Raw genomic sequence first — 15,954 nt, 5'->3', positions numbered from 1 at the left:
TTCGAAATAACGTTAAACAGGGTTTTAAGTTAATGAAAAATTGCGATGAACGGGCTGTGTGTTAATTGCCTAAGTTTGCAAAATGATGATCAACAACAAACGTGTCGCCATCATAGCGCTGCTGATTCTCATCGTTGGCGGCATTATTTTTTTAAAAGACCGAAGCGTCAGTGAAAAGGTTCATTCGTCTGCCGATACGGCCAGGTTGGCTATTGATGAGTTGACTAGTGAAAAGCTGGTTGTGCCTTATGTGAAGAAGCATAAGCGGCTACCTGATTATTATATTAAAAAAAGCGAAGCACGGAAGCTGGGCTGGGTGGCTTCGGAAGGGAATTTATGCGAGGCGGTACCCGGAAAAGCGATTGGCGGAGATGTTTTTTTTAATCGGGAAAATAATCTTCCGTCGGCGCCGAATAGAAAATGGTTTGAAGCTGATCTTAACTATCATTGTGGCCGCCGCAACGCTGACCGGCTTTTATTTTCGAGCGATGGAATAATTTTCGTCACTTACGATCATTATAAAACTTTTGAGCAACGATGAACGAAGCAGCATTCGATTTCGAGCGTATTGGAACCATGGATGACTTTTATGCGATGGCTAAGACTTCGCTTCAGCTGCCCGCGCATTTCGGTAAAAACCTGGATGCTTTGTGGGATTGTATTACCGGCGATATGCCGCTGCCGGCGACCGTTAGGTTTTTGAATATGTCGATGACACAGCTCGAAACATTTGACAAACTGATTCTCCTTTTTGAAGATGCGGCTGACGAGTTGGAGCCTGATTTTGGGTTTGAATATTACCTCCGGAAGCCGGGATAAAGTTCCGGCGAGCTTCAGAAGCTAAGGTTTTTCAAACCCCTGTGGGTCATTATTAATTTCGAGCCAGTAATCGTCAGGATCCTGAATCCAGATCTGGCGGATGCCATCCGGCCTGGCGGTGATGCTTCCTTTTTTGCCTGCAGCATCTTCCCATTCAATTTTTCGTTGCTTCAAAATTTCGATAAAGGCTTCCAGCGAAGGCACACTAAAGCAAATATGGTGGTTCTTATAGTATTCCTTTTTTTCCGTTGCGCCTTTGATTAAGTGGAGGGAAGTGTGGGGCCCGGTTTTGAGCCAGATATGCCGGCCTATTTTAAAAGGTTCTTCTATCTGCTCGAGTCCGATAACTTCTTTGTAAAAATTACCCGACTTTTCCAGGTCTGTAACATAGAGCGCCTGATGATTGAGCACTGCCTTTGGCTGGGCCTTGCTTTGCGCTAAAACTGGCACACCGGCCGCAATACACAGATATAATAGAAAATATTTAAGCATTGTTTATTTTTTTACAATGAGTTTACTTGGTTTTAAAAAGCTCCTCCTTCGAAACGACCTTCACCTTGTCGCCGTCTTTTAAGGTTTGGCTTACCACACTATAAGGCCCCGTAACGATCTGGTCGCCGGCTTTAAGGCCGCTGGTAATTTCGATATAATTAATATCCTGGATTCCTGTCTTAACCACACGCTTTTTCACCACACCGTCCTTCATGATCATAAAAACAATTTCTTCCATTTCGTCGTTGTTTTGATCTGCGGCGGCATCGGTTGTGTTAGCCACTTCGTTTTCTTTTTTTGATTCGGAGAGGCTTTTATCAGTTCCTTTTACGCGGGCATTGACCGAGGCAATCGGAACGGATACAACGTTGTCTTTTTGGCGGGTTTTAATATCAGCGCGCGCGTTCATGCCGGGCCTGAAAGGGAATTTTTTATCCTTGATCAAATCCTGGTAAGAAGATTTATCCAGCCGGATGCGTACTTCATAATTGGTTACTTCGGTGCTTGTGGCAGCGCCGCCCAAAGCCGATTTTACGCTGCTCGCAATCTTGGTTACCATGCCTTTAAACTTTCTTTCGTTGTAAGCGTCTACTTCCACATCGGCAATATCGCCGATGCTTACTTTCACAATATCATTTTCGCCTACATCTACCCGGACTTCCATCGAGCTCATATCTGCCAGCGTCATCATTTCGGTGCCGGCCATTTGAGCGGTGCCCACAACGCGCTCTCCTTTTTCAATTTTAAGAGAAGATATAACGCCGCTCATAGGCGCAGTAATGGTCGCCCGGCTAAGGGTGATATTTGCAGAGGTTAAGCCCGTTTGAGACGACTGAACACCTGCCTGCAGGCTGCGGATATTTTGGAGCGCCGCATTATAATTGGCTTTTGCTGAAGAAAGACTGGCTTCAAACTGTTCGAATTCGGCTTTTGAAATGACGCGCTCGTTGTATAATTGTTTATTCCGGTCATACTGCTGCTGGGCCTGGTCGAGCGTCGCTTTCAAAGCGCCTAAGGCAGCCTTGCTATTGGCAACCGTGGCTTGAGACTGGCCCACTCTTGCTGCAGCTTCGTCGCGCTGCAGGGCATACACGTCGGCATAGACGCGGGCTAATACCTGGCCTTTCGTAACGCTATCGCCTTCTTCTACCGTAAGCTCGGTAACCTCGCCGCTGATGTCAGGGCTGATCTTTACCTCGAATTCAGGATAGATTTGCCCGCTCGCGGTAACGGTTTCGGTAATGGACCGGGCCGCCGCCTTCTCGGCAGTTACCTGAATATTTCCTTTATCCTTATTGAGATTGACCATGATAAGAAACACAGCGGCCAGCACTGCGCCCCCAATGATTAATATTTTCTGCCAACGTTTACTCATTCTTTTTATCGATTAATATTTTTCAATTAGAAAATCCGGAAGAGTGACCGGCTTAGAGTTTCAAGCCCAGGCCTTTGTAAAATTCCAACAATTTCATCTTAAAAACAAAGTCATATTGAGCGGAGAGCTTGTTGATTTTAGCCCGGAACAAATTATTTTGATTTAAGATAAGATCAATGGGTTGCAGCAAACCGACATCAAACCGCTTTTTACCAAAATCGTAAGCCTTTTGGGCTGACGCCACGGCGATCACGGACGCATTATATTTTTGAAGCGCGGCAACTGCGTTGGTATAAGATTGATAGATATCCTGCTTTAAAGTGCGGGTGTCTTGTTCCTGAAGCAATTGCTGATTTTCGACCTGCAGCCGGGCTTTTTGCCAGTTGATGCGTGCCGACCCTCCGTTAAAAATAGGGATATTCAAGCCCAGGCCTACATTCTGACTGAAGTTATTGCTTAATTGCCTGAAATAAGTGTTTCTGTCGTACCCCAGCGGTTGTGTGATTTGCGACGTCACCGGATAGGACACGCCATCCACGTCCACATTACCAACGGGAACAACGATGGTTTGAAAACTATTGGGGATCGTCCTTTGTGCGTTGGAGTAGCGCGAACTTAATCCGCCGAACAACGAAATCGAAGGGTACAAAGCCGCTTTGGCCACGGCCACATTTTTTTCGGTGGCCTTTAGTGTGAGGTTGTTTATTTTCTGTTGCGGAAGATTTTCTAAAGCAGACTGGTATACAATTGCGGGATCTAGTTCGGCAAGTGTTTCAACGGGGATAGATTCAACGGGCGGCGCTTCGATATCGAAGGGAGCATCCGCTTCAAGGTTGAGCAAGGCTTTCAGTTGAAGCAGAGAAAGCGTGTAATTAGTTTGAGCGGTAATAAGGTTGGCGCTATCTGTGATATACTGGGTTTCCGATTCGGCCTGGTTCAGTTCGGGCAAAGCGCCGGCGGCTACCTGTTTTTTAATAATGTCGAATTGTTCGCGGCTTTGATCTACCTGTACCTGGCTTACGTTGATTTGCTCTTTATTAAGCAGGGCCGCGAGATAGGCGTTTGCCACGTTCAGCGCGATGTCGTTTTTTGCTTTTTCCAATTTGGCCACGCTGGCCTGAGCGAGGTAATCATTGGCTTTTACCGTATTTTTTTTGCTAAACCAGTTAAAAAGATCCAGGCCCACATCGAGCCCGTGGTTGGCAAATAGGATTTGGTTGGTGGTAAACTGGTTCGATGTAGGATCGATCGAGCGGCCGAACTGAAAGCCGCCGCTGTGCTGGCTGTTAATTCTCGGGTAGAGGGCCAAAACGCTTTGATCGTGGGTCAGTTTGTCGAACCGCGCCTGCACGTCGGCCTGCTTTACGGAGATATTGTTGGCGATGGCATAGTCGACACAGCGTTTCAGGTTCCATTTTTCCTGAGCTGCGGAGGGATCGGTTAAAATAGATAATAATAAAACAAACAAAAGATACCTCATAAGATTAAGCTCTAATAATGATTGGGATAAAAGTACGATAGAATGAAGATATGGAGCTTTTTGCAAAGCCGTAAATATTAGGGGGTGTTTCCTGAATGATGGTTCCATAATCCGGCATAAACCTTTGGGGTAACCAACAGTTCGTCATGGGTGCCCCATTCGGCCAGGCTACCGTTTTGCAATACCAGAATGATATCGCATTTTTTTATTGTGGATAATCGGTGCGCGATAATGATAATGGTTTTGCCCTGCTGCTTAAACCATTCGAGGGCCCGCTGTACTTTTTGTTCGCTTGCCGGATCCAGGTTACTGGTCGCTTCATCCAAAATCAGTATCTCCGGATTGCGGTAGAGCGCTCTGGCGATCGCCAGTCGTTGCCGCTGCCCGCCGGAGAAGTTCACTCCATGTTCGCTAACAATAGTATGATAGGTATTTGGAAGTCCTTCGATAAAGTCGCTAATTCCGGTAAGTTGTGATAACATGAGAATTTTTTGCATGTCGGGATTCATATCTCCAATAGCAATATTTTCGATAATACTGCCTGCAAAAAGATCTACCTGCTGGGGAACAACGCTAATTATATTTCGAATGCTTCGATTGTTAATGTACTTGAGATCATAATCGCCAATCATAATCGACCCTTCGTTTACCGGGTATAAATTTTGTAGCAGCGCCATGAGCGTTGACTTGCCGCTGCCACTTTCTCCTACTATTGCAGTACTGCTTCCTTTTTTAATACACAAGTTCAAATGCGTAAACACCTGAGTGCGGGTGCCGTACCGAAAAGAAACGTTTTGAAACCTTATGTCGCCGATGAGGTCTGCCGTTAAGATTATTTCGTTTTGATTCTCAGTTTCGGCCTCCAAGTCTATTATCTCAAATAACCTGTCGGATGCTATCAACGCGTCCTGAATACTTCGATTGGCACCGATAAGAGCAGCTGCAGGGCCCGTAAAGTACCCGATCAGCGCGTAAAAAGACAGGAGTTCGCCGGGAGATAGTTCCCTCGCAATAACAAAATAACTGCCTGCCCAAAGCAAAATGATTGTGAAGAGGCGTGTAAAAAATTCGGAGGCATTACCTGTGTATAATCCGTATACTCCCGTTTTGTATATTGTTTGTAACAGTTTGTAAAACCGGTTTTCTGTTTTATCATTAGCGTATGATTCCAGTCCAAACCTTTTTATGGTTCCTGCTGCAGTTAAGCTTTCAACGAGTTGGGTTTCCAGTTCAGCGCTGTCTTCCATTAAAGTACGCTGCCATTTTTTATTGATTTTATTACTAAGAACATATAACATGATATAAACAGGCACTATGGCTAACATTATCATCGCCAGCTTCCAGTAATATAAAAACATCACAGCTACCGAAAATCCTAAAATCAAGATATTCACAACCATAGTCAGCGCGATGTCGTTGATAAAAAGCCGTATTTTCACAGCGTCGTTTACGCGGCTGATAATCTCTCCTACGCGCATAGTGTCGAAAAATCGCTGGGGTAACTTCAGCAGATGCTTGTAATAACCCAGAATAAGACGGCTGTCGATGCTTTGCCCTGTTTGCAAAGCAAACAAGGACTTGTAATATCCAATCATTAGTTGAAATATCAGAATGACAATCATGCTGAGGCTAAGCAGGTTTAATAACCTGGTATTACCTTCCACCAGAACAAAGTCTATAATTTTTTGAATATAAATGGAAGTTGATAAACCTAAAACGGTATAGACGACGGCTCCAACTAACGCCTGTAACATAACACTTTTATGTGGCTGTATGAGTTGCCAAAACCGAGAAAAACTGGAAGTTTTTTCATTACCTTTTACGAAGTCAGCACCGGGCAATACCAAAACGATAACCCCGCTCCATATTTCCTTGAAAGCCTCATGTGTTTTTTTATGGATACGGCCATCAGCAGGATCCATTAGCAGTATATATTTCTTAGCGGCTTTGTAAATGACAACGTAGTGGTGAAGCCCGTTTTTCAGCACGATATGGGCGATGGCCGGTAGCGGAATTTTAAACAGACTTTCGAATGGCCCCTTAGCGCCTTTGGCCTGCAATCCCAGTTTTTCAGCAGCTTCGATAAGTCCAAGTATATTGGTGCCTCGTTGATCGGTGCCGGCGTATTGACGTATCCGGCTTACAGGTATTTTTAGTTTATGAAAAGCAGCTATGGATGCCAGACAGGCCGCGCCGCAGTCGGTAATGTCGCGTTGTTTCACTTTTAATTTTCTCATTCCTGGTTAGTTTTTTAAATATCGGTATTTGGCGTGTGCCGACGCACGGCCGATGCTTTTCTAGGTTTTACTATAAGCGAAACTTTTGTTAATGCATCAAAGCAGGCAATATCACTGATTTTTTTAGGAATCTGTTGTCGGCGCGGCAGGGTTTAACCAATCATCAATTTTGTCAAACAGCAACTGCCATAACGTTCTTTCGCCAATAATAAAACGAGCCTGAAGCGTTAGTCCTTTTTTTAGTTTGCCTGTATAGCCATTTTTCAGGCGAAGTTGCTTGGCTTCGAAACTGCAGCGTACTTTAAATATTGGTTGGTTATCTATTAATGTAAAATCATTGTCGATATTAATAATGGAGCCTGTAAGAATACCAAAGTAGTTGTAGTCAAAAGCATCAATTTGGAACCGGACCGATTGACCGGCTTTTAGTAAACCCACATCCCTTGTGTTTACATAGCATTCAGCAATCAGGGCGCTGTCCGGAGAAACAATAGCAAGGGTTTGACCAGCCTGTACAACACTACCCTGGTATAAATTGTTAATTCCCTGCAGTACGCCGCTCACAGGGGCCTTGATTTCATAATTTTTTTTGTCAACGTGAATTTGTTCGCGCGTAGCTTGCAATTGAGATAATTCGGCCTGGTAAGCAGCCAGTTCCTGTTGCCACTGCGCTATCTGGTTACGCCGGAAAGCTCCGTAAGCCGCTTGCAGCTTTTCGCTTTCAACCTGTTTGTCGAAAGCTTCTTTAGGCGCTATCACTTTATCTTTTATGAGAGTGGCATTGATATCTAGTTCTTTTTGCACTTTTTTGATAGATGCCTGCTGATCGGTGGACTGGTATTGAAAACGGTTGAGTTGCTGTTTGTATAATGGACTATGTAGGCGATCCATGGCGATATTTCCCTGCGTTGAAGTTAGCAGACGAAGGTCGTGTATGAATATTTGTCGCTGGTTAATATCGTAATTGTTACTGACGGTTTGTGCGGGTAGGTTATCATTGCGGATCAGCGCAATAACATCATTTTGGCTCACCTGGCTGCCTTCTTTATAATATATTTTCTCCACCATTCCCGTTATCAGTGGCTTTATTTCGGCGCGTTCGCTAACCGGGCGGGTGATGCCCGTGGCTCGTGTGGAGATGGTGGTGGAGATAAAAGGCAGGGCTGCCAAGGCTGTTATGGTAAGCAAAAGTATTGTTCCATATATATAGGGGTTGGTTTTTTGGAAAGCCATATTTGAAGCATTCTCTAATAGCAAGGTGTTTTTAATTTTTAGGTGAACGATCGCCGGGTGACTACATAGTAGATCCCATAAAGGAACATGGTTTTATAAAATACCCTGCTCATGATAATATAGGCTGAATAAAGAGGCAGCCCTTTTGTAAAAAAAGTAATGGTCAGTTCTAACGCGCATAGTATCAGAAGTACATTGCGTAAGTCTATCAGGTGGTTATTTGTAGATAAGCGTTTCATGATTTGTAAGAATATTTACACAAAAGGTGTTCGAAATTAACGGGAATAATAGCCGTCTAAAAAGCCCTGCTTAATATCTTGCCAATTGAGTATTATTAGGGTGAGGATAAAAATGGCGATTAGTAAATAAATATATTTTCGTTTCATCAGATTAGTTTTATAGATAGTTTATAATTGTGAATGGCGTATTTACCAGCATGTGAAGTAATATCGCCCAGCCAAACCCATAACGCATACGTGCAAACGCAAAGCCTACACCCATAATAAATTGAGGTAACACATATACCGGATATAACCAAATAAGCGAGTACTGGAGAGGTTTGAAGTTTGAAATGTGTGATAAGGCAAATAAAACGGTACTTACATAAAAAAGAAGTTTAATGTAACTGTCTCTATTTTGTTCTGTAAATCTTTTTTTACTAAAAAATAGCATTAGGAAAAAGTAGAAAACCAAAGATGTTATAATGCCTACACTGAGTTTGTGATCTAATTGAGCGCTTCCAAGTGAATAAAAGCCACCTAACAAAAAAAATGCTAAGGATAGCGAAAATCCTAAAAAACTCCTTTTCCCGTTCAGCGGTAATCGAAAAACCAACTCTTCTATCAGCGGCCCGACTACGACAATTGCTATAAATTGAAATTGTCCCAATTGCTCTGCCAACAGCCTATTCGACTCATGTAATGCTTTATAGATAGACGGTTTTTGTAGAATGTATATCACAGCGTTGTCAATAATCATAAGCAGAAATGCACATAATATTATACCACACATAATGAACAGGTACAGTCTGCATACATGGGTGAAGGTTTTCTTTCCTTCATTGGGACTATTTATGATATATAGTGGTGATCGGAAAAAAAACACTAACTCTTTTAGCATATCAATGGGTAGTTGAAACAAAATGTAAGACAAAGAATTATTTCTTTGTCTTACATACTTTTAATCATCTTAAACCTCTAAAAAGGCGGCCAAGGCCTATTAACTTTAGGCCAGCAGCTATACCTTCCCCTAAGGCTTTGCCTACATTATAGGCAGTTCCGTCATGGCCTCCATTAATTGTTAGAAGTTCTTCGTTTGATAACCTTTGTAAGGTTATGTTTTTGTTTAACGTCATAAAAATTTTGTTGAGTGTTAAGGAATCTATTTGCGTTTTACCTACTCTACCTACCTAAGAAGCCCTTTACGACGCCTCTTCCAAAATCATAAAAGGTGTGAATCAAATTGGCCATCTGTCGACCTTCAAAGCGAGCATCTCGTCCGGGGTGATAACCATAACCTCCGCCAACATCATTAACTTCTTTTGAATCGAGTTGAATTAAGCTTAGTTTTTCTAACAATCTTGGGTTCTTAAGCTCCAATTTTTCTACCATAAAATTTGTTTTTGAAATTAGTGTTTCTCGTCTTGGGTGTTTTGCAGACACCAGGCATACAGTTTTTACTCCCTCATAGCTCGTCAGCTAATCCTTTGGTTGCTGCGTTTTGAAAGTTGGTTAGCTTTTAGGTTAGCAACAATTACCTGCACGGCTACCAACCGTGCCATACAAAGATAATTAGTAGTTGAATAAAGTCCTAACCGTTTTTCATATAATATTATTAGTTTTTCTAATAATTTTAAGACTTTTGACTATGGGGCTGCGTGAAAAAATGGGTTACTCACAATGGAGGATGGGGGTTAATCCTCGTTTTCAGCTGCATCATTATTGCTGCGCTTTTTGCGAAGCCGGTTTTATAACCATATTGGTGTTGCTTTAAGTTCTTCAATAAGCTCCTCATTTATTTTTTCTGTTTTGATGATTAAAGAAGTGACTGCCATACTCCCGCTCATTGTTATTGTCGCATTTGGGATACTGGCTGTTTCTGAAATTTTTGTAAGAGCTATCTTTATATTTACAAACTGGTGCTGTCGTTGTTGATCCATTTGTATTAAGTGTTTGTATTATGCTACCGTGATAATTAATCAAAAATGTACCCTATCCCAAATGAATAATTTGTAAATGTTGCAAATGGAGATCGCTCAAATGTTCTCAAAGGGGAATAAAAAGAAAATGTTGTAAAAAAGTTGCTTTTCTTGGTTCGCTCAAATAATAAATATATATCAGATTCCCACGTGTAAAATTTCATGCTTTGACCCAAAGATTTCTCTTTTACTTTAGTTGTAGAAATTCCCGTACCAAGCGCAATTATTATAGCCCGGTTTTTTTTGTTAAATATTATTTCGTTTGATAAATTCAAGCTTCTTCTTCGTAGAGATACATTGCTGATGCCAAAATTTGAACTTGCAAATCCTTTAATGAATATAGATCTGTATAAACGAAAAGACACACCAGCGCCTAAGCCATATTCGGCAATTCGTTTACTATTTTCTGACATCCGAACGGGAAATTTATGAATCCCGTATTCTCTTTTAAGGGAGTTGTTCATTAAGTATTGAGATAGTTTATTTTTGGCGGTAAGTTGAACTTTGTTTTCCGTTGTGTCAATTTCAGGAGGAGGCACTACAGTAAGGACTCCTCTTAATTCCTGTTCAGAGATAATTTTTTCGTATTCTTTCCAATTAACCTCCTTTGATTTTTTCTGTATTTTATTATCTTCAACTGATCTTTGCACTACATCGGCGTACTTGAAGCGATTGACTGCCGAATCCCGAAACTCAAGTGATAAAAAATCAATCGAACCCCTCCCTACTATTTTGTCTCTGTAAATAGCTTCAAAATGTGTGTTGTTTATGATCCACTTATTGTTACGCAATTTATATATGGCCTCAACGGTGGCTACATTAATAGGATAAAAACCAAGAGACGAACCTGAATTCTGCTTTTTGTAATAAACTCTGGAAAATCCTAAACTGATACTATCAACTTCTAGCACACCTTCAATTTTGTTTCCTTTTTTAAAAAAAATGGAATCTCATAAGTCACTCTTCCGTTGACAGTTTTTTTTCTGGGCGTATGATAAAGAAATTCATCCAAATGGGAAAGTTGTAGAAAATTAGGTTTTGTAAAAACTAAGTCATGGATTTGCGAGAACCCGCCCACCCATTTTCCTTTAAGAAACCATTTCTTTGTAGAGTCTTCTATCGAACTACTTTCGATATGGTCTATCGATATTTGTTGTTTTTCGCTTTTTGAGCTATAGGAAGGCGAAAAAACGTTAACCTTTGCATCCCCTTTGTAATAATAACTTGAATCAACTATTTCAATAATTCTCATAATCCCCATAGCGAGCGTATTATGAGAATAATAATTGTCCTGTATTTTCAATATAGCTTCTTTAACTATGTTTTTACCTTGAGACGATACTACAACTTCTTCAAGGGTTTGAATATTTTTTTCCAAACTAACAGTTAAGAATTGGTTGGATTCAACAGAAACTTTTATCGGTGTATATCCAACAGACGAAAATGAAAGTTCTATTCTTTTTGCATTATTTTTTGATATAGTCATTTCAAATTCACCTTTCGAATCGGAAATAGTTTTATTAATATTCTCTAAGCTAATGGTAGCGCCTGTTATATTTTCTTTGGTGTTTTTGTCGATAACCTTTCCTTTAAGTATTCTGTTTTGGGAATATATATTCGCAAAATGCATATTTAATCCGCAAAAAACGAGCATAAGATAAATTACTTTTAAATTACCCATATTTGTTTTTTAGTTTAGGCCAGTAGGGTTTATAACACGAGTTAAAATATTGCCATCGAAGGGTACGATGGCAATATGTTTTTAATTATCTGGAACCATATAAAGCAGGCGTTGGAACCGGTGGTTACCTATTGCAAAAGAAGAATGGCTGGCAATGTTAGCATCCCTGCCGCCCATGCTATGTCTTCATCGTGAGCACTTACCCGATCTTTAAAATCGTTCCAAACGCCCGTCAATCCACTAGCCAATTTTTTTTAAAAAATTTCCCCCGTCAACAAATAGTAATTCATACTCTGTCAAAGGCCTCAATTCCATTTTGTTTAAATCAATAGATTGTACCATAAAACTTGTTTTTGAAATTAGTGTTTCTCGTCTTGGGTATTTTGCAGATGCCCGGCATACAGTGTTTACTCCGTCATAGCTCGTTAGTTAATCTTTGGTTGCTGCGTTTTGAAAGTTGGTTAGCTTTTAGGTTAACAACAATTACCTGCACGGCTACCAACCGTGCCATACAAAGATAATTGGGAGTTGAATAAAATGCTAACCGTTTTTCATATAATATTATTCGTTTTTCTAATAGTTTAGTCTTAAAGCAGGGCACAAAAAATGCGCTGCTCCATATTAGGGAGCAGCGCATCAAAGTATTTTTTTAATTATGTTTAAAATTCGCGGGGCTGAAAGTTTTCAAGTTCTTTGGCGACAGCCGTTACAAAAGTAGCGCCAAGGCTTCCGTCAATAATGCGGTGGTCATAACTCATGCTGATATACATCATATGACGGATCGCGATACTGTCGCCATGCGGCGTCTCTATAACCATCGGGCGTTTTTTGATGGCGCCCACCGCCATAATAGCGGCTTGGGGCTGATTGATAATAGGAGTGCCCATCAAACTGCCAAAGGTGCCGACGTTGGTCAGGGTAAAAGTTCCGTCCTGCGTATCATCGGCCTTCAGTTTCCCGTTGCGCGACGCATGTGCCAAATGGTTCACTTGTTTGGCCAGTCCAACCAGGTTGAGCTGATCCGCATTTTTGATGACGGGCACGATGAGGTTCCCGTTTGGCAAAGCCGTAGCCATTCCGATATTAATATCCTTCTTAATCAGAATACGGTCGCCATCTACCGAACTGTTGATCATCGGAAACCTTTTGATGCACTTGACGATCGCTTCGATAAACAAAGGCATAAAAGTGATCTTGGTACCTTCTCTTTTTTCAAAATCATTTTTCACCGCGTCGCGCCATTGTACAATATTAGTGACGTCGGCTTCGCTGAAACTCGTTACGTGCGGGCTGGTGTGCACGCTGCGCACCATATGCTCTGCGATCAGCCTGCGCATGCGATCCATTTCCACAATCTCAACATTTCCTCCCGTTTGAGCGCTATGGCCAGCAATAGCGGGGCTGGCGGATGATACGCTTAGGGCAGCTGTAGTTGTCGAAGCCGGCTGGTTTTTTTTCTTTGCAATATATTGAAGCAGGTCGTTTTTGGTGACGCGCCCTTCATTGCCGCTGCCGGGCATTTGTTCCAGCTCGCTCAGCGAAACACCCTCTCTTGCCGCAATATTCAATACCAGGGGAGAATAAAACCTGGTGTGGCTTTTTTTCGCGGGTTCATGTTTTAGCTGGCTTGAAACTACTTCCGCAGTTGACTCGGTTGCTTCTTCTGCAGTGGTTGCTGCTATTTTGGCAGGCTTCGCTTCCTCTTTTGTTGCCGGCGCCTCCTCGCTGTTTTCAATGCGCGCAATGACAGCATCAATCGGCACCACATCATTTTCTTGAAATAATATTTCCCTGATCACACCTTCGGCAGTACTGGGCACCTCGCTATCTACTTTGTCGGTTGCAATCTCCAACACCGCCTCATCCATTTTTACAGGGTCGCCAACGTTTTTCAGCCATTTTAAAATGGTGGCTTCCATAATGCTTTCGCCCAGTTTAGGCATTACCAGATCAACTATCGCCATAATGATACTTCGTTTTAATTATTATTGAACCAGCAGCAAATAAAGTGCATGGGAGCTTGCGCCGCCCTCTCGCCTCAATTATTTCTTCAAGTCGGGCCCGCCTTACCGTCCCGGTTATAACTCATCATCCCATAAACCATTGCTATCCCTGGTCAGATCGGGACGATCAGACCATGTGCGTCACAAAAGTAGGGAAATGGGCTTTAACCTCATTATGCCGCTACTTAACGTCGTTTGCGATGATAAATTGCCTGAGCAAATTCAGTGCCTGAACCGCCGTCGTTTGCACGTTCCGCTCGCGGTCGAAGCCAAGGTGGAGCTGCTTTGTCACTATTTTTTCTTTGTTACCTGCGGCAATCCAAACCGTGCCTACGGGCTTTTCATCATGTTCGGAAGGCGGCCCCATTATACCTGTAGTCGCCACAGCATAGTCGGCCGCAAATCTATCCAGCGCGCCTGCAACCATTTGGCGCGCGGTCGATTCGCTGACGGCGCCTTCGGTTTCCAGGGTTTCGTGGCTCACGTTCAAAACTTGCTCCTTTGCTTCGTTGTTATAGGTTACCGCAGCGCCATTGAAATGAGCAGAGGATTTGGGCACGCTTGTAATGAGGTGGGCAACATACCCACCCGTACAGCTTTCGGCGGTTGCTAGTTTCTTTTTTTGCTTTTGTAATAACTGGCCGATAATAATTTCCAGGGTGTCGTCGTTTTCTGCAATGGCAATGTCCTTCAGCATCGAGTGGATCTGATGGTAAAAAGCGCTTAATTGCTTTTCCAAATCTTCCCGGTTGGACCCTCTGCCGGTCAGCCGCAGTTTTACCATGCCGTAGCCGGGCAAATAGGCGAGCTTGATATGAGCAGGCAGGCTGCTTTCGATGGCGGCTATTTTTTCAGCCACACTCGATTCTCCCATGCCGAATGTTGAAAGCACTTTGTGCAACACGACATCACTTTTAAAAGCCGCTGCAATTTTTGGGAGCGCTTCTTCCGAGAAAATCTTTTTCATTTCGTAGGGCACGCCCGGTAAAGAAATGACTACTACTTTTTCCCCGTTTTTGTTTTTGGTTTCAAACCACATACCTGATGCGGATCCATGTGCATTATGTAACACTTCACAGGTTTCGGGCAGGTCGGCCTGCCTGATGTTTTGAGGTGAAAGGGCAGCCTTGCGTTTATAAACATTTATAAAAAGCTCATGAATATGCGCCAACACGGCTTCATTTCTGACAAGCCGGGTATGAAAATAATCGCAAAGCAGCGGTTTTGTAATATCATCCGCAGTAGGCCCCAGTCCGCCGGTAAGAATAATCAGGCGGGCATCCTCTTTTTCTTCGTCAAGCGCTTTCCAGATATCTTCGTAAACATCGCCAACGGCTACGCGGCGTTTCACCCAAATACCGATATGGTTTAATTGCTGCCCGATAAAGGCGCTGTTGGTATCGATGGTTTGCCCTATCAATAATTCATCGCCAATCGTAATAATAGAAGCGTTGATCTGTTCCATGTGTACTTCCTGCTTTTAAATACAAATATCTTTTAAATAAGCATAAAGAAAAAAGTAAATTGCAGCAATAAATGCTTACAGATGTATTTAAAACCCTATGCCCTTTTTGTTATTTGTCTGTTTCTTGTGAGTGATGTTTTTGCGCAGCAAAGCTGGGTGGCCTGCGGTGGCGATAAAGTGATGATGCTCGATAGTGAAAAATCAACCGTTGAAAAACCTGTTGTAACATGGAGTTGGGACGTGAAGGAAGCGTTGGGTATTCCAGCGGCTTATCAAAAGCTGCTGGTACCGCTTGATGAATGCAAACCTGTGGGGCAACACCGACTTTTGATCACCTCGTCTGGCGGCGGCGTTGTACTGCTTGAAAAGTCCACGAAAAAAGTTTTATTTTATGCCAACGCGCCCATGGCGCATTCAGCTGCGCTATTACCCCGGAACCGGGTGGTGGTGGCATTGTCTACCCATAAAAAGGGCAACAGTATCGAGTTGTATGATTTAAATCACGCTGAAAAAGTTTTATTCAAAGATTCATTATACTCCGGCCACGGAGTGGTTTGGAATGCAAAACAAGAGCGATTGTATGCTTTGGGTTTCGACGAGTTGAGGGCGTATGAATTGAGGCATTGGGAAACGCAAAAGCCCGTGTTGCAACTTGTAAAATCGTGGAAACTGCCCGATGAAGGCGGTCATGACCTCTCTATGATTGACGATAATGAGTTGCTGGTTAGTACGCATCATAACGTTTTTGTATTTGATAGCAACAAAGGCGGCTTTCGGGTGTTTGACTTATTAGCCGGCAGGGAAAATATAAAATCCGCCAACTATGATAAGCAGCGCGGATCGCTGGTTTACACGCAGGCGGAGGAAAGCTGGTGGACGCATCATATCTACCAAAAAAATCCGGATAAAACCGTTACAATCCCCGACTTGAAGTTGTATAAAGTGCGTGTTATAGATAATAAAAGCAGATAG

15 protein-coding genes are annotated in these 15,954 nt (G+C 42.6%); 3 read left to right on the top strand and 12 right to left on the bottom strand.

The annotated features are described in order from the left end of the window. The first annotated feature begins 82 nt into the window (after positions 1 to 82). Positions 83 to 541: a ribonuclease domain-containing protein gene (locus tag ABDK00_RS14730; RefSeq protein ID WP_346236603.1), complete on the top strand. Its 459-nt coding sequence runs from the start codon at positions 83 to 85 to the stop codon at positions 539 to 541. Continuing rightward, entirely contained in the window at positions 538 to 819 is a 282-nt protein-coding gene (locus ABDK00_RS14725) for a barstar family protein (protein WP_346236604.1), read from the top strand. The genes ABDK00_RS14730 and ABDK00_RS14725 overlap by 4 nt, the downstream gene beginning before the upstream one ends. Positions 820 to 840: 21 nt before the next feature. Here the strand turns inward: ABDK00_RS14725 and ABDK00_RS14720 are convergent, their stop codons facing one another. The 12 genes from ABDK00_RS14720 to ABDK00_RS14665 all read right to left on the bottom strand — a co-directional run bounded on the left by ABDK00_RS14720 (position 841) and on the right by ABDK00_RS14665 (position 14,982). After that, entirely contained in the window at positions 841 to 1,311 is a 471-nt protein-coding gene (locus tag ABDK00_RS14720; protein WP_346236605.1) for a VOC family protein, read from the bottom strand. A gap of 22 nt (positions 1,312 to 1,333) precedes the next feature. Beyond that, positions 1,334 to 2,686 (bottom strand): efflux RND transporter periplasmic adaptor subunit, encoded by a 1,353-nt coding sequence (locus ABDK00_RS14715; RefSeq protein ID WP_346236606.1) that lies wholly within the window; start codon positions 2,684 to 2,686, stop codon positions 1,334 to 1,336. 52 nt (positions 2,687 to 2,738) lie between these two features. Next, on the bottom strand, positions 2,739 to 4,166 hold the full coding sequence (locus tag ABDK00_RS14710) for a TolC family protein (RefSeq protein WP_346236607.1): 1,428 nt from the start codon (positions 4,164 to 4,166) through the stop codon (positions 2,739 to 2,741). A gap of 77 nt (positions 4,167 to 4,243) precedes the next feature. Next, positions 4,244 to 6,403, bottom strand: coding sequence for a peptidase domain-containing ABC transporter (locus tag ABDK00_RS14705; protein WP_346236608.1), 2,160 nt, complete (start codon positions 6,401 to 6,403; stop codon positions 4,244 to 4,246). Between the two features lie 123 nt (positions 6,404 to 6,526). Then, entirely contained in the window at positions 6,527 to 7,636 is a 1,110-nt protein-coding gene (locus ABDK00_RS14700; protein ID WP_346236609.1) for an HlyD family secretion protein, read from the bottom strand. 396 nt (positions 7,637 to 8,032) lie between these two features. After that, on the bottom strand, positions 8,033 to 8,614 hold the full coding sequence (locus tag ABDK00_RS14695) for a CPBP family glutamic-type intramembrane protease (RefSeq protein WP_346236611.1): 582 nt from the start codon (positions 8,612 to 8,614) through the stop codon (positions 8,033 to 8,035). 422 nt (positions 8,615 to 9,036) lie between these two features. Then, the gene (locus ABDK00_RS14690) at positions 9,037 to 9,246 is read right to left on the bottom strand and encodes a hypothetical protein (RefSeq protein ID WP_346236613.1); all 210 of its coding nucleotides are present in this window, start codon (positions 9,244 to 9,246) and stop codon (positions 9,037 to 9,039) included. Between the two features lie 356 nt (positions 9,247 to 9,602). Continuing rightward, positions 9,603 to 9,794 (bottom strand): hypothetical protein, encoded by a 192-nt coding sequence (locus ABDK00_RS14685; RefSeq protein ID WP_346236614.1) that lies wholly within the window; start codon positions 9,792 to 9,794, stop codon positions 9,603 to 9,605. A gap of 35 nt (positions 9,795 to 9,829) precedes the next feature. Beyond that, entirely contained in the window at positions 9,830 to 10,744 is a 915-nt protein-coding gene (locus ABDK00_RS14680; RefSeq protein ID WP_346236615.1) for a hypothetical protein, read from the bottom strand. Continuing rightward, complete coding sequence (locus ABDK00_RS14675; protein ID WP_346236616.1) at positions 10,738 to 11,514, bottom strand: carboxypeptidase-like regulatory domain-containing protein; 777 nt, start codon at positions 11,512 to 11,514, stop codon at positions 10,738 to 10,740. Before ABDK00_RS14675 ends, ABDK00_RS14680 begins: the two co-directional genes overlap by 7 nt. A gap of 659 nt (positions 11,515 to 12,173) precedes the next feature. After that, a complete protein-coding gene (locus ABDK00_RS14670) occupies positions 12,174 to 13,478 on the bottom strand; it encodes a dihydrolipoamide acetyltransferase family protein (RefSeq protein ID WP_346236618.1) in 1,305 nt (434 codons plus the stop codon). Positions 13,479 to 13,698: 220 nt separating this feature from the next. Then, positions 13,699 to 14,982, bottom strand: coding sequence for a CinA family nicotinamide mononucleotide deamidase-related protein (locus tag ABDK00_RS14665; RefSeq protein WP_346236620.1), 1,284 nt, complete (start codon positions 14,980 to 14,982; stop codon positions 13,699 to 13,701). 81 nt (positions 14,983 to 15,063) lie between these two features. Here ABDK00_RS14665 and ABDK00_RS14660 point away from each other — a divergent pair, with 81 nt between their 5' ends. Further along, positions 15,064 to 15,954: a DUF6528 family protein gene (locus tag ABDK00_RS14660; RefSeq protein ID WP_346236621.1), complete on the top strand. Its 891-nt coding sequence runs from the start codon at positions 15,064 to 15,066 to the stop codon at positions 15,952 to 15,954.

The organism is Niabella insulisoli (assembly GCF_039652435.2).
Lineage (GTDB): Bacteria > Bacteroidota > Bacteroidia > Chitinophagales > Chitinophagaceae > Niabella > Niabella insulamsoli.
The sequence above is the reverse complement of the archived record's forward strand: the minus strand, read 5'-3'. Positions and strand labels throughout refer to the sequence as shown.

Excerpts from the sequence above, each read along its gene's own strand:
- ABDK00_RS14720 (WP_346236605.1), bottom strand. The coding sequence starts at position 1,311 with ATGCTTAAATATTTTCTATTATATCTGTGTATTGCGGCCGGTGTGCCA.
- ABDK00_RS14700 (WP_346236609.1), bottom strand. The coding sequence starts at position 7,636 with ATGGCTTTCCAAAAAACCAACCCCTATATATATGGAACAATACTTTTG.
- ABDK00_RS14710 (WP_346236607.1), bottom strand. The coding sequence starts at position 4,166 with ATGAGGTATCTTTTGTTTGTTTTATTATTATCTATTTTAACCGATCCC.
- ABDK00_RS14675 (WP_346236616.1), bottom strand. The coding sequence starts at position 11,514 with ATGGGTAATTTAAAAGTAATTTATCTTATGCTCGTTTTTTGCGGATTA.
- ABDK00_RS14670 (WP_346236618.1), bottom strand. The coding sequence starts at position 13,478 with ATGGCGATAGTTGATCTGGTAATGCCTAAACTGGGCGAAAGCATTATG.
- ABDK00_RS14715 (WP_346236606.1), bottom strand. The coding sequence starts at position 2,686 with ATGAGTAAACGTTGGCAGAAAATATTAATCATTGGGGGCGCAGTGCTG.
- ABDK00_RS14695 (WP_346236611.1), bottom strand. The coding sequence starts at position 8,614 with ATGATTATTGACAACGCTGTGATATACATTCTACAAAAACCGTCTATC.
- ABDK00_RS14665 (WP_346236620.1), bottom strand. The coding sequence starts at position 14,982 with ATGGAACAGATCAACGCTTCTATTATTACGATTGGCGATGAATTATTG.
- ABDK00_RS14725 (WP_346236604.1), top strand. The coding sequence starts at position 538 with ATGAACGAAGCAGCATTCGATTTCGAGCGTATTGGAACCATGGATGAC.
- ABDK00_RS14690 (WP_346236613.1), bottom strand. The coding sequence starts at position 9,246 with ATGGTAGAAAAATTGGAGCTTAAGAACCCAAGATTGTTAGAAAAACTA.
- ABDK00_RS14685 (WP_346236614.1), bottom strand. The coding sequence starts at position 9,794 with ATGGATCAACAACGACAGCACCAGTTTGTAAATATAAAGATAGCTCTT.
- ABDK00_RS14705 (WP_346236608.1), bottom strand. The coding sequence starts at position 6,403 with ATGAGAAAATTAAAAGTGAAACAACGCGACATTACCGACTGCGGCGCG.
- ABDK00_RS14660 (WP_346236621.1), top strand. The coding sequence starts at position 15,064 with ATGTATTTAAAACCCTATGCCCTTTTTGTTATTTGTCTGTTTCTTGTG.
- ABDK00_RS14730 (WP_346236603.1), top strand. The coding sequence starts at position 83 with ATGATGATCAACAACAAACGTGTCGCCATCATAGCGCTGCTGATTCTC.